Below are 13,953 nucleotides of genomic sequence, written 5' to 3' on the forward strand. Positions count from 1 at the left end.
AGAAGCACGCCTGTTCAGTGGTGTACAGATTCACACCAACTATTACAATGCCGTTATAAAGCAAAAGGCGAATCACTTGCATTAAACAAAAAGCTTTATAAAATGAAGCAAAAAGCAAGACTGTTTATTTTCAAATAGACAATGCAGTTGATACAGATGACAGAGGTTTTGAAATTATCATTGTGGAAGTAGACGAAATGAAACAGGATATTGAAGTAAATATGAAGTATGGAATTGACCGTGATGGAAAATTGCTTTGTACGGCATTTTGTTCGATGTAAATAGAGCTACCATAAAACCCGAGATCGGAAAAAGCATTGCAGACAGTAATTGACTATCTCAATGCCAATCCAACGGTAAAGATTTATGTCGTTGGTCATAAGACAATACCGGCGTTTTGGAAATAACAGCAAACTATCAAAAGACAGCGCTCTCTGTAAAAATTACCTGGTAACAACAGGCAAAACAACCTGCACGTCTTGGTTCAGATGGAGTCGCATCCTTATGCCCTGTATCAACTAATACAACAGAAGAAGGCAAAGCACTCAACCGCAGGGTTGAAATAGTAAACAATAATTCATTATGAAAAAACTGCGAAACATTCTGTTACTGCTCTTTCTGTAACAGCATTACTGCACAAAGTCTGCGTTTACCTCCAGGCGTTACCATTGACACAATTGCTGAGCTTGCCGAAGGACTTCACCGTTATCTTTATAATGCACAAACAGTTGATTGGGATGATCGTTCCCAAAACATGGCATAATAATGATACAAGAGGAATTGCCATTGCTACATCATACGAAGCAACTTTCCTCATGGGTCAAACACAGGTAGACAGTTTTACAACTGAGAAGAAGGCTCTGCAATGGCTTGTTCCTGTTATTGAAAATTATCTGTCGCCTGTTGGTATTCAGAAATGGAAACACCTGAAAACACAGCCTCCGAAAGTAGCACTGAAATACCCCTGGGAATGGGATTATAAGCTGGGCCGTTACAACTCAATTTTTATGAGCAAGGCACAAACAGATAACAAACTGGTTTTACGGAGTACAAACAAATCGAAATTATACAGATTATCCGTACACCAAACACAGGAAAGCTTACTATTGAACAGCTGATACAATTGACTACCCGCATGAATCCGGCCATTAATACCCAGCAAATCCAATTACCGATTTTGTAATCGGTGGTAAACAATTTAAAACAACGGAGCACTTCTTTATGGAGTTGATGCATCAACGTCATTTCTGGTATGCAGATGCAAAAGAAATTATTTATATCAGTGTTGGATTATTAAGAGAAGATCAGGTGCGTTTTCCTTTGATAGTAGATGAAATTATAGGCAGTATAAAATGGTAGCAGTTTTTATTTTCAATATGCAACCCATGTTCCTTTTATGATAAACAGGAAAGCCACAGGAATTTCTGTGGCTTTCTGTTGTTATAATTTTTTCAGTCAATGATCCGCAGCTTTGCATAATTCAGCATAATCTTTTTCTCACCGTTCAATTCAAATTTCACAGTAGCAATAGGGTTATGTGCACTGCCTTCCATTTTCATCACTTCACCAAAACCGAATTTCTGGTGTTCCACTTTTTGTCCTTCCTGCAAATTACTGGTATCACTCGCCACAAAATCAGCAGCAGGTTTATGTTCCACTGTTTGCGGTCGTGAAGGCGGTGTTATATAAGAGGGTGTTGAACTTTGTTTCTTTGGTGGAGCACCATATTTCTTCTCCACCTGAGCAGCATCATTATAATCCGTTTTATTACCCCAGCCTTTCATACGGTCAAATGCAGAACCGCTGCCAAATCCTGTGTTCTGATTTTTCATGCCACCACCTGCAAAACTTTTATCTACCTGTTCTTCGGGTAATTCATCTAAGAAACGGCTTGGCTCATTTTGTACAATTTGTCCAAACTTGTAACGGGTATTAGCATAAGTGATCCAGAGTTTTGTTTTTGCCCTTGTGATCACCACATAAAACAAACGTCGCTCTTCTTCCAGTTCTTCCCTTGTGTTAATGCTCATGGCATTGGGGAATAACATTTCTTCCAGCCCTGCAGCAAACACACAGCCAAACTCCAATCCTTTTGCCGCATGAATGGTCATCAGTTTTACACTGTCCGAATCGGGATCTTTATTATCTGCGTCTGTTAACAATGTGATCTGTTGTAAATAAGAACCAAGTGTAACAGCCCCTAAAGCCTCCTCTGAATTTCTCCGCCAGTGGGTGGAGAGTCTGCATTTATATTTGATTCGTTGAAAAGCTGGCTTTGTGAGTTAGCACTTCCCCCTTCAGGGGGCGGAGGGGTAACACCACTCCATCATCATCAATCTGGTTCCTGTTCTGCGTATCATCCACCCATTCTTTAATGGAGTTTAATAATTCCTGGATGTTTTCATAACGCTGTAAACCTTCTGTACTCTTATCGTTGAATAATTCTTTTACAATATTCGTCTGCTTGCCCACATGCACCGCCACTTCATAGGCATTGTGTTTCTGCAGCATGCTGGCAAAACTTTTAATCATGATTACAAAACCATCAATCGCTTCCAGAGTGCCTGCACGAAAACCAAACTGTGCAGCTCTTGTGAGCACTTCCCACATGCTGATATTATTTTCATTCGCAAACAACACTGCTTTATCAACGGTTGTTTTACCAATACCTCTTGCAGGAAAGTTGATGATCCGTTTTAAAGCTTCCCTCATCTCTTAGGTTCACGATCAACCGCATGTATGCAATAAAATCTTTGATCTCTTTGCGTTGATAGAAACTGATACCGCCATAAATTATATAGGCAATATTCATGCGGCGCAGACTTTCTTCAAATGCACGGCTCTGTGCATTGGTGCGGCCAGAATGGCAAAATCTTTATTACGGTAATGATTGCGGAGCTTCTGTTCCTGGATGGTATCAGCAACAAACTTTCCTTCCTCATTATCTGTCATTGTTCTGATCAGCTTGATCTTTTCTCCTTCTCCATTTTCGTGAACAGGATTTTCTCAATCTGGTTTTTATTATTACTGATTACCTCGTTGGCAACTTTTCAGAATGTTTTGCGTACTTCGGTAGTTCTGTTCCAGCTTCACCACTTTCACATCATCATAATCTTTCTGAAACTGTAAAATATTTTCAATGGTTGCACCACGAAAACTGTAGATACTTTGTGCATCATCACCCACCACACAAACATTTTCATGCATGGCACCAAGCAACTTGATGATTTCGTACTGGGCAGGATTGGTATCCTGGTACTCATCAATCATGATGTATTTAAACTTGCGCTGGTACTTGCCTAAACTTTCGGGGAAATTGTTCAGCAACTCATAAAACTTAATCAGCAGATCATCAAAATCCATGGGCCCTTTTTTAAAACAACGCTTGGCATATGAATCAAAGATCTGTGCAATGGCCGGGCGGTTGGCCCGCATATCTTCCTGCTGAATATGATAATCCGTTGCATACTCTGCCGGACCCACCAATGCATTTTTTGCAGAAGAGATCCGGTTGTAAACAGTAGATGGTTTGTAATGTTTATCATCCAGGTTCATTTCGTTGATCACCGTTTTCACCACACTCTTTGCATCATCCGTATCATAAATCGTAAAGTTGGAAGGATAGCCCATCTTGGTTGCTTCACTCCGTAAGATGCGTGCAAACACGCTGTGAAATGTTCCGATATATAAATTTCTTGCTTCGTGGTTGCCCAGGATATGCTCCACACGTTCCTTCATTTCTTTGGCCGCCTTATTGGTAAAGGTCAGTGCCAGAATATTAAATGCATCAACTCCATGCGCCATTAAATGCGCAATTCTTGTTGTGAGCACTTTTGTTTTCCACTGCCTGCACCCGCCACAATCATCAGCGGTCCGTCAATATGCTTCACGCTTCCTGCTGCCGCTCATTCAATCCTTTTAAATAATCAATCATAAATTGTAAATGTCTTCCTGTTGTCAGGTTGAGCCTGTCGAATCCCTGTTGAAGGAAAACAAAGCTGAGCCAAAAGAAGAGAAGCCTGCAATTTACAGCAAGCTAACTGGGTAAACTTTTGTGTGAGAAACTATGGTATGGAAAAGAAGTTAAGCACCTCTCTGTGCACCACCTACATGCTTGCCTGCACTGCTGGATGTTTTGGTATTGGCCTTACCGCCACCCTTTGGACCAATAAACGCTGACTTATTAGCGGGTAATGTGCTTTTCTTTTTATCTTTTTTATTCTTGCCTGTATTGAACAATGACATAACTGAGGATTTATTGTTTCTGTTTATACTGATTGCTTCTGCAATCAATTCAAAGTTAACTCTTTTCCCTTTGCCTTCACTCCTTGCCTCCCGCCTTTACCTCTTTTGCCTTATTACTTTTGTTTTCCTCCTTTAACTCTTTTCCCTCCTTTGAACTCTTAGCGTCGCCTTCCCTTTCAAACTCTCAGCCCGGCTTCTTCTTTGTATCTTCGCCCTCACATGATCAAAGTTGGAGATTATAACAGGCTGCAGGTACAACGTTTTAACCAAACGGGTGCTTTCTTAAACGATGGCAAAGAAGGCTTATTGTTACCCAAGCGTTTTGTTCCTGAAGATGCAAAAGTGGGTGATGAGCTGGATGTATTTGTGTATCATGATTCAGAAGGAAGATTGATTGCCACCACACTTCATCCTAATGCAGTGGTTGGCGATATAGCACTGATGCGGGTTGTATCAACTACGCCGCAGGGCGCTTTTTTAGACTGGGGTTTGATGAAAGATTTATTTGTGCCCAAAAGCAAACAGATCAGCCCCATGCGTTTGGCCGGTGATTATTTAGTGAAACTCTTTATTGATGAGCAAACCGGCAGAGTTGCAGCAACAGAATATATTGAACAGGGATTAAGCAATGAAGAACTCACCGTAAAAGAACTGGAACTGGTGGAACTGCTGGTATTCCGTGAAACGGAATTGGGATATGCTGTTATCATCAATAACAAACACCTCGGACTTTTATACTTTAATGAAGTATTTCAGAATATTACCATTGGCGATAAACTGGAAGGATTTATCAAAACCATCCGCCCCGATAATAAAATAGATGTTGCCCTTGGTAAACCCGGTTATCAGAAAGTAGAAGATGAAGCAGATAAGATCCTGCGTCTACTCAAGCAAAAAAGCGGTTACCTGCCTTACCATGATAAATCAGCACCGGAAGAAATCTATGAAGTATTTGGTATGAGTAAGAAAACCTTCAAGATGACGGTGGGTAAACTCTACAAGGAAAAAAAGATTGAACTGACGAAGACAGGAATGAAGTTGCTGGAAAGTTGAACCAAACAGCCGGTTTATTCGTATTTATAATAATGCATCGCTTTATTTCCATCATACTTGTTTTTCAGCTCCTGTTTGCATGCAACCAAAAGAAGGGGTATGAAGCGCCAAGACCATATGTACCACCTGTAATTCCTCCTGTTCTTACCAGTCCGGCAAAAACATATCTTGCTTTAGGCGATTCCTATACAATCGGGCAGCGTGTTCCCGAAGCCGCCCGTTTTCACAATCAAACTGCCGCCTGGTTAAAACTCAGTGGCATCAATCTTACGGTATTAAATGTTACGGCCACCACCGGTTGGACTACCAACAGCCTCCAAAGCGCACTCAATGTTCAAAACCCGGTAAACCATGATGTGGTGAGTTTGCTCATTGGGGTAAACGATCAGTATCAAACACATGATACAACCGGATACCGTCAGCGTTTTACGCTGCTATTAGAAAGAGCCATTCAGCTTGCAAGAGGTAAAAAAGAAAATGTATTTGTGCTTTCTATCCCCGATTACAGCGTAACTCCTTTTGCTGCCGGTTATGATACAGCACGCATCCGTTTGGAAATTGACTGGTTCAACGCTATCAATAAAGAAGTAACCGCATCTTACAATTGTGCTTACTTAGATATTACTCCTTCTACCCGTGAAGCACGATATAACCCTTCACTGATTGCAACGGATGGGCTGCATCCTTCCGGTTCTGAATATAAAAAATGGGCGGATCGTTTAGGTCTGTTGATGTTACCCGTTTTGAAATAAAGAAGCTGTTTTGTTTTTAATGTAAAGCAGGATCTCTTCGCCGTTGCAGATTGCTGAACAAGATATAAAAAGGGCTTAATGAACCTGCAAAACTTTAATGACAGCCCGTTGTACTTAATAAATGAATCAGTTGAAATTAAAGCAAAATTTTTTATATTTTTAAGAGTGCTGGTTTGCCGGAGTACTTTCAAATAACATGTAGCATTTGCAACAAAAAAGAGCAACCCCGGTTCAGGTATCTTAAAAATAAAATACATGATATCGAAATACAGGAGAATTCATGAATTGGAATATCATATTGTCCGCATTCTGGCAATGTGTAATATTTGGTGGATTGGTTGCAAAATCTACAGAAATCCGTTCACATCTTTTAAAGTCATCGTCAGGCTTATCAGAAGAATCAGCAATATGCTTGATATCAAAAACCTTGTTCGTGCTTATAAAATTGATGGCAGGTATGTATGGGATATGTTTCATCCATCCTGGCCATCTGCAGGTTTTAACAGGTTTTATAAAAGCCATTTACTCGAATTACAACCTGTTACCGGTAATGAGCAAACGATCAGGAGGCTGCTCATTGCCATCACCAAAGATGTCCCCTGCAATGCGAACATTGCAGTGAAGCCGCAACACTGTATAACAGGGATGCCCTTTACTTTCGATGAGTTTATTGAAAAAATTGAACCCTTTGTTCAAAAAAGGTGTGGGCCAGTTAATCTACTCCGGTGGAGAACCATTAAGCCGCTTTGAAGATCTGTTGAAATTTCTGGCACATTTTAAAGAAAGATGCAACCAGTGGGTGTATACATCAGCGTATGGATTAACTTTTGAAAAAGCACAGCAGCTGAAAAAAGCCGGATTAGATGGTGCTGCCATCAGCCTTGATCATCATCTTGAAGAAGGACACAATACCTTCAGGGGTAATAAAAACTCCTATTACTGGGTTTTAGAGGGAATCAAAAACCTGCACGCTACAGGTATATTTGTTGCAATCAACGTATGTCCATCCAGGCATTACATTGATTCGGGGGGTATACCAAAACTTATTGACTTAGCTAAAAAACTGGAAGTGCCGGTTGTAAATATTTTAGAACCGAGAGCGGTAGGCAATTACCAGGATAAAGATGTTGAACTGCATCAATCACACAAAGACTACCTGCAGAATTTAAGCAACAAATACAATTTTAACCGTGAATACTTTGCTTATCCAACCTTTTTGTTTCCGGCAGGTACAAGAAAAAAAATGCCATGTGGCGGGGGGAAATTTTATGCACTCTTAGATTATGACGGCACGTTATTTCCCTGCCCTTTCTGCAAAGTAAAAATAACTGCTCATCAAACTGAGGTTGCTTTATGTAAAGCAGAATAAATTCTGCTCTGTTCAAATTCATTTTTTAATCATGGGCAGTGAATCAAAATCACTCTTTAATTCTTTGCTGTTCTGTTGATGATATCAAAATAAAGATCACGTGAAAATCTTGACAACTGCCCTGGGTTCTTAAATTTCTTTAATTCTTTCAGATGGGTCTTCCCGGTAAACTCATCTTTTTGAAATGTAATACCCTTTACTGCGAAGTATCAATGTTCGTTTTAATTCAGGATTTGTATGTAATGACTTAAAGGTTACTTTAGTTGAAGACTCTTTGCCCATGTGTTCCATATATAGATCATCATCAAAACTTAACGCCTGAGTAAAGTCCTGCCCGTCACTTCCTGTTGCAGATTGCGGTTTTAGCTTCTGTATCTCAATTTTCTGGTTTGGAGAAAAATCAACAGCAGCATAATCCAGCTCCCAAAACATAAATCCTGACCGAAGTCTGATTTCCAGGTTTTTTGAAGAAGGTGGAATTTTTACCGGGACAACAATGGAATTAAAATTCGCTTCGCCCATCAAATCAACCTCTCCTGCACTTTGCCAGCCTTTATCGGTTTTAACTTCAACCTGCAGTAAAATACCCTGCTCTCTCATCCATAATTCCCGCTTTTCTTTTGTCTGATCTTTATTCTTCTCTACCCACTTTGAATAATTTTTACCAAAAAGCGTAATAAATTCATGATACACATGGGCTGACCACGGGGAATTTCTCAGTCGTAAAATTAATTTCCCGTGTAAAGGTTTGTCTTCGGGGGTCTTAAACGTTAACAGCGCTTCACTCAGTTCTGATTTGTTATCAGCATTAAATTTATAAGAAATTTTGTCTGATAACGAAACGTCTTTCAGTATACTGTTTGAATTATTATCTGCCGCTTGCACAGGAAGTTGAGGAGCCTGTATGGTATGTAAACTACCCTGCTTATCAGCTACAATTTCAACATTTTCTGTATGTACTGCAACCATCAATTCAAGCATATTGGTGTATTGATTTTCGTTTAACTCGTTTACAATACTTAAAGAGAAACTGGAAGAATCTTTAAAGTAGTCCGGCAATTGTTTGTAATCAAACCAGTTCCAGCTGAGGCGCTTTTGCGCCTGTGTACATCGAATTATTCATCTGTAATCCTGACCCGTTATCAACATACACATGAGGACAGTTACAGGCTATTAATAAAAAAACGCCACCTCCCACAGCTGCTATTCCCGCCGCAATTCCTAAATTAATCAGAATATTTACATCGGCCTGCTCAGATACATCAACTTTCTCAATATCGCTTAAAACAAATTTCATAGTGGTACTGTCGGGTATTTCTGCTTTTTTCAGAAAAAAATGAACTTGTTTGGTAGCGATTTTACTGACCCGCTTCTTTTCTCTTCTTGCAATGCTATCTTCATCCTGCATAATTTTATTGTAATAGTACATGGCTGTAGCATCCAAAGGGCGGATATTACCTGTTATGACATTCGTTTCTTTATTCAATGTAACATCGTATATTTCTTTCAATGTACTTCCAGAATGTACCACCAGTATATTCCTTTTATCCAGTTCTTTCCATTGATCAGGTTTATCTGATTTGTAATATTTGTCCTGTCTGTTCTTTGTGTATTTGTAATAAGCACAACCCGAAATAATTGCTGTGAGAAACAGGCCTGTTATGGCTTTCAAAAATATTTTCGTCATGGCAGGAAGGTTTGAGTCTTAGAAAGATAGAAAATAAAAATCGGGGTTTATAGTAAATCAAAAAGAAAAGCTCACCTGTTTCCTGCTATCTTTTTGGGCGTATATCCATTTCCACGCCATATTCGTAACTGCATGAACCTGTAAATCTCTCCTCGCAACTCTCTTCCTCCATTCCTCTGTGTTGATTTCTTCCAACTCTTTTTCTCAAACATTTCATTCCTGAAAAAAATTACTATATCTTACTTTTCACTTACAGCGGTGACTCTTTCTTAATACACACCTCAAGATAAAGCCACCTGTTGTCCTTAGTTCCCCCTATCCCTTTATTCACATTATAAACAATTCAAACAATGAAACAGTTTGCCCTGCTTGCAGCAGTCATCCTTTTTGCCGTTGCCTGTCAAAACGCAGCCGACACAAAAGACGAAACCAAAGCAACAGAAACGAAAACCCCAACGGCCGGTATGTTTGCCGCCAATTATTCCAATGCATTTGAAATGGGCGATATGGCACTTGCCGATAAAGCCGTACTCCACAGCTGGAAAAACTGGGAAGCCAACAAGTTTGATGGATTAGGCGATTTCTTTGCCGACACTGTAACTGCATTATGGGCCGATGGCACCACTTTTACAGGAACAAAAGACAGCCTCATCAACGAATGGAAAAAAAGTAAGAGCTAATATTACCACCGTTGTAGATTCTGTTGATGCATACATGCCTGTTTACAGTACTGATAAAAAGAAAACTGGGTACTGATCTGGGTGGTTGATTACAGTACCGATAAAAAAGGTGTAAAGGATACAACTGCCTACCAGGAAACATGGCGCTTTAATAAAGATGGCAAGGCTGATCTTGTTTTGCAATACCAGCGTAAACGGAAAAAATAAATTGATTTGATTTGAATAAAACCCCGGTTCTGCAAAGACCGGGGTTTTGTTTTTCTTTCTCTGTGCAACTCTCTTTCTCCTTTCCTCTGTGTTGAAAATTACATTTGTTGTTCGCCCGATCAACTACTCCCATCTCTCTGCGCAACTCCGTTCCTCCATTTCTCTGTGTTGAAAATTGCCTTTGTTGGTCGCCTGACCAACTACTCACCATCTCTCTGCGCAACTCTGTTACTCCTTTCCTCTGTGTTGAAAATTACCTCTGTTACTCTCATACAACCCCGTCTTCAAAAAACTTCGGCGCCATCCGTTTCTTCGTTGCCTGTTCAAATGCATAAGCAAGAGCAAATAATTCACCTTCTTTGTAAGCACCCGCAATAAACGATAACCCTGCAGGCAGTTCATGCACCGCACCCATAGGAACAGTAATATGCGGATAACCCGCCATGGCAGCAGGCGGACAAAAATAAAATCCCGTATCATAATCACCATTAATCAAATCAATACAACAGGCAAGTCCAATACTTGTACCTGCAATCGCATCCAGTTTTTCTTTCTGCATCAGTTCATCAATGATCTTCCTCGCCGATGTTGTTTTCTTTACGGCTTCTATGTATTCCTTACTGTCTAACCCCGCTTTTGCATTGCAGAGCTCCAGCTGTTCCTGTTTAAAATAAGGCATGGCCGTTGCTTCATTCGCTTTGTTGAACGCAATCACATCAGCCAGTGATTTGATGTTTATATTGGATGTTGACAGATATTTATTCACCCCGTCTTTAAATTCATACTGCAACACTGCCAGTTCTCCCGAACCTGCTTCTCTTGTCAATTTCAACAGCTCCACTTCCACAATCACAGCGCCCTTGCTCTTCAATACTTCAATGGCCGACTTATATAATCCAACCATTCCTTCATGTCCTGTCAGAAATGCTTTTTCAATACCAATACGTTTTCCGTTCAGTGCATGGACGTCTAAGAACTTTGTATAATCGGTTTTTAGATGTTCTTTGCTTTCATTCGTTACTGCATCATCCGCATCAACACCTGTCATGGCTCCTAACAGAATCGCTGCATCTTTCACCGTTCTTGCCATGGGACCTGCTGTATCCTGTGTGGCTGAAATAGGAATGATGCCGCTGCGGCTTACCAAACCAACCGTTGGCTTCATACCCACAATACCACAGAAAGAAGAAGGTGCAATCACCGAACCATCGGTTTCTGTACCAATGGCCACGGCACAAAAATTAGCGGCCACGGCTGCACCTGATCCCGAACTTGATCCGCAGGGATTACGATCAAGCATCACCGGATTTTTTGTTTGTCCGCCACGGCTGCTCCATCCGCTGGTCGATCGGGTGGAACGGAAATTGGCCCATTCACTCAGGTTGGTTTTTCCCAACAGCACTGCACCGCTTGCCCGCAGTTGTTTAATGACGAATGCATCTTTCGATGCAATATTTCCTTTCAGTGCAAGTGCACCTGCCGTGGTCATCATTTTGTCGCCGGTATTAATATTGTCTTTAATCAGTACAGGAATGCCGTGCATGGGTCCACGCAGTTTTCCTGACTTGCGTTCTTTGTCCATTTCATCAGCAATGGAAAGGGCATCGGGGTTGAGTTCAATCACGGAGTTGATGGCCGCACCGTTTTTATCCATGGCTTCAATGCGTTTAAGATACAGTTCGGTGAGCGACCTCGCTGTGTATTCGCCGTTCTGCATTTTCTGCTGCAGTTCATCAATGGTTATTTCGTTCAGTGCAAAATCATCGGGCAGGGATGTGGTGGTTGCTGCTTTTTCTTTATCGGTACCAGTATTGCAGGAAGCGATGGACACGGTGCCGATGGCGAGACCGGCAACAGAACCTGATTTCAAAAAATTTCTTCTGTTCATGATGATTGCGTTGAGGAAGTGAAAAATTTGGCTGTTTCAAATCTATTGAATTATGATGGGTTTGCAGAATGCCTGGAATACGCCTGCTTATTATCGGCTGACCTTTACCCGAAAACACGGCCTTTTCTGAGTTTTCTTAGCAATTTTACCTGCCGATTCAATCAAAATACTGCCACAAATGGTTTTGAATTTCAATATTTTATACTATTTTTAGCATCAAAACCTGGTAATCGTGCATGACCAGAACCTGGTAATCACACACGATCAAAACCTGGTAATCGTGCATGACCAAAACCTGGTAATCGTAAAAACCGATTTTTACTTAGAAATGTAAAGTATGGCAACAGCAAGCGAAAAATTAGCAGCATCACTCGAAGTCCTTAAAAAAATTCAGGGTAAGGGAATAATAGCGATAAAGTCAGCTCAATTAAGCGAAACTCATCGGGTACGCCTTTAAAAATGGATTTATTAAAGAGGTTGTAAAAGGATGGTATATAGCAACACCTCCTGATGAAAAGCAAGGCGACAGCACTTCCTGGTATGCTTCGTACTGGCATTTTTGTGCACAGTTCTTAGCTAACAGATACGGAGAAGCTTATTACATATCTCCCGAACAATCATTGCAGATACATTCGGGCAGCTGGACGGTACCAAAGCAGGTGATAATACGAACAGAAAAAGGAACAAATCATATTACACCGCTGCCTTATGAAACTTCCTTGTGGAACTGGGGGGTTCCGCTTCCAAAAAAAGCTGCAGTAGTTACAATAGAGGGAATAAGAATGTTAACGCTTCCATCTGCACTTGTATATTCTACGCCATCCGTATTCAAAACAAATGCAAGGGATGTAAGAATCTGTCTGGCAATGATTGGCGATTCATCCGAAATACTGGAAATACTTCTTGAAGGAGGTCATACAGTAATTGCAGGACGGCTTGCAGGTGCCTTTCGGAATATCGGGAACAGCAGAATTGCTGATGATATTGTTAAAACAATGCAATCAGCAGATTATAAAGTAAAGAAACAGATCCATTTGAAACAGCCACAGCTCTTGCTCTTTCAGCAAAAGAAAAATCGCCCTATGTAAACAGGATAAGGATGATGTGGCATGAAATGAGAGACACTGTTATAAAGTATTTTCCAAAAGCTCCGGGGCTGCCCAATGATCATGAAAACTATATGCAGCAGGTGGAGGATATATATACAACAGATGCTTACAACTCTTTATCAATAGAGCGGTATCAGGTTACGCCTCAATTGATTGAAAATGTGCGAACCGGTGCATGGGACAGTAACAATAATGAGGAACATAAAAAACAAAGAGATGCAATGGCAGCCCGTGGTTACTGGCAGGCTACGCAAAAGGTAAGGGAAACTATCATTAAAATATTAACAGGAAAAAATGCCGGAGAGGTTGCTGATGCAGATCATGGCGACTGGTACAGAGAACTGTTTGCAGCAAGTGTAGCTGCCGGAATTTTAAAAGCATCCGATCTGGCCGGTTACAGAAACCAGCAGGTTTACATCAGCAACTCCATGCATGTACCCATCAACAACAATGCTGTGCGAGATGCAATGCCGGCCTTATTTGAGCTGTTACAAAATGAACCCGAAGCTTCCGTAAGGGCAGTACTCGGTCATTTTATGTTTGTATTTATTCATCCCTATATGGATGGCAACGGACGTATGGGGCGGTTTTTAATGAACGTAATGCTGGCATCTGGTGGTTACCCATGGACGGTAATACCGGTTGAAGAACGTACAACGTATATGGAAGCTTTGGAGAAAGCAAGTGTACGTGCCGATATTGAACCCTTTGCGAAATTTTTATCTTACTTAGTAAGTGAAGGGTTAAAAGGAACTCCGGTTGCAACAATTTAAAATGCCCGTTGTTTAGCTGCTGATTTTTCTTTATCGGTTCCTGTATTGCAGGATGCGATGGACACAGTGCCAATGGCGAGACCGGCAACAGAACCTGATTTCAAAAAATTTCTTCTGTTCATGATGATTGCATTGAGGAGGTGAAAAATTTGGCTGTTTCAAATCTATTGAATTATGCTGGGTTTGGGAA

General features: G+C 40.8%; 13 protein-coding genes and 2 pseudogenes. 8 read left to right on the forward strand and 7 right to left on the reverse strand.

Going from position 1 to position 13,953, the window contains the following annotated elements:
- The first annotated feature begins 686 nt into the window (after window positions 1-686).
- Both IPK31_20430 and IPK31_20435 read left to right on the forward strand, forming a co-directional pair.
- Window positions 687-1,118, forward strand: a complete 432-nt coding sequence (locus tag IPK31_20430; GenBank protein MBK8090091.1) for a hypothetical protein — start codon at window positions 687-689, stop codon at window positions 1,116-1,118.
- Window positions 1,119-1,221: 103 nt separating this feature from the next.
- On the forward strand, window positions 1,222-1,359 hold the full coding sequence (locus tag IPK31_20435; protein MBK8090092.1) for a hypothetical protein: 138 nt from the start codon (window positions 1,222-1,224) through the stop codon (window positions 1,357-1,359).
- Window positions 1,360-1,451: 92 nt separating this feature from the next.
- Here IPK31_20435 and IPK31_20440 read toward each other — a convergent pair whose 3' ends face one another.
- The 3 genes and pseudogenes from IPK31_20440 to IPK31_20450 form a co-directional block, all read right to left on the reverse strand.
- Window positions 1,452-2,258, reverse strand: coding sequence for an ATP-binding domain-containing protein (locus tag IPK31_20440; protein MBK8090093.1), 807 nt, complete (start codon window positions 2,256-2,258; stop codon window positions 1,452-1,454).
- A gap of 106 nt (window positions 2,259-2,364) precedes the next feature.
- Window positions 2,365-3,934: pseudogene (locus IPK31_20445) on the reverse strand (UvrD-helicase domain-containing protein).
- A 149-nt stretch (window positions 3,935-4,083) separates the two neighbouring features.
- On the reverse strand, window positions 4,084-4,245 hold the full coding sequence (locus IPK31_20450; GenBank protein ID MBK8090094.1) for a hypothetical protein: 162 nt from the start codon (window positions 4,243-4,245) through the stop codon (window positions 4,084-4,086).
- A gap of 219 nt (window positions 4,246-4,464) precedes the next feature.
- On the opposite strand from IPK31_20450, the gene IPK31_20455 reads away from it, so the two are divergent.
- From IPK31_20455 to IPK31_20470, 4 genes are all read left to right on the forward strand, one after another.
- A complete protein-coding gene (locus IPK31_20455) occupies window positions 4,465-5,298 on the forward strand; it encodes an RNA-binding protein (protein ID MBK8090095.1) in 834 nt (277 codons plus the stop codon).
- 32 nt (window positions 5,299-5,330) lie between these two features.
- Entirely contained in the window at window positions 5,331-6,050 is a 720-nt protein-coding gene (locus IPK31_20460) for an SGNH/GDSL hydrolase family protein (protein ID MBK8090096.1), read from the forward strand.
- Window positions 6,051-6,305: 255 nt separating this feature from the next.
- Window positions 6,306-6,800: a hypothetical protein gene (locus tag IPK31_20465; protein ID MBK8090097.1), complete on the forward strand. Its 495-nt coding sequence runs from the start codon at window positions 6,306-6,308 to the stop codon at window positions 6,798-6,800.
- Window positions 6,754-7,419: a radical SAM protein gene (locus tag IPK31_20470; protein MBK8090098.1), complete on the forward strand. Its 666-nt coding sequence runs from the start codon at window positions 6,754-6,756 to the stop codon at window positions 7,417-7,419. Before IPK31_20465 ends, IPK31_20470 begins: the two co-directional genes overlap by 47 nt.
- Window positions 7,420-7,590: 171 nt before the next feature.
- On the opposite strand, the gene IPK31_20475 is transcribed toward IPK31_20470, so the two are convergent.
- Window positions 7,591-8,478 (reverse strand): hypothetical protein, encoded by an 888-nt coding sequence (locus IPK31_20475; protein ID MBK8090099.1) that lies wholly within the window; start codon window positions 8,476-8,478, stop codon window positions 7,591-7,593.
- 10 nt (window positions 8,479-8,488) lie between these two features.
- Window positions 8,489-9,106: a hypothetical protein gene (locus IPK31_20480; protein MBK8090100.1), complete on the reverse strand. Its 618-nt coding sequence runs from the start codon at window positions 9,104-9,106 to the stop codon at window positions 8,489-8,491.
- A 350-nt stretch (window positions 9,107-9,456) separates the two neighbouring features.
- Between IPK31_20480 and IPK31_20485 the strand changes: the two genes are divergently transcribed.
- Window positions 9,457-9,786 (forward strand): hypothetical protein, encoded by a 330-nt coding sequence (locus tag IPK31_20485; GenBank protein ID MBK8090101.1) that lies wholly within the window; start codon window positions 9,457-9,459, stop codon window positions 9,784-9,786.
- A 475-nt stretch (window positions 9,787-10,261) separates the two neighbouring features.
- Here IPK31_20485 and IPK31_20490 read toward each other — a convergent pair whose 3' ends face one another.
- Window positions 10,262-11,881 (reverse strand): amidase, encoded by a 1,620-nt coding sequence (locus IPK31_20490; GenBank protein ID MBK8090102.1) that lies wholly within the window; start codon window positions 11,879-11,881, stop codon window positions 10,262-10,264.
- Between the two features lie 337 nt (window positions 11,882-12,218).
- Between IPK31_20490 and IPK31_20495 the strand changes: the two are divergent.
- Window positions 12,219-13,763, forward strand: a pseudogene (locus tag IPK31_20495) (Fic family protein).
- Here the strand turns inward: IPK31_20495 and IPK31_20500 are convergent.
- On the reverse strand, window positions 13,760-13,885 hold the full coding sequence (locus IPK31_20500) for a twin-arginine translocation signal domain-containing protein (protein MBK8090103.1): 126 nt from the start codon (window positions 13,883-13,885) through the stop codon (window positions 13,760-13,762). The pseudogene IPK31_20495 and the gene IPK31_20500 overlap by 4 nt on opposite strands.
- Window positions 13,886-13,953: the final 68 nt, after the last annotated feature.

This window comes from Chitinophagaceae bacterium, from assembly GCA_016713085.1.
Taxonomy (GTDB): domain Bacteria; phylum Bacteroidota; class Bacteroidia; order Chitinophagales; family Chitinophagaceae; genus Lacibacter.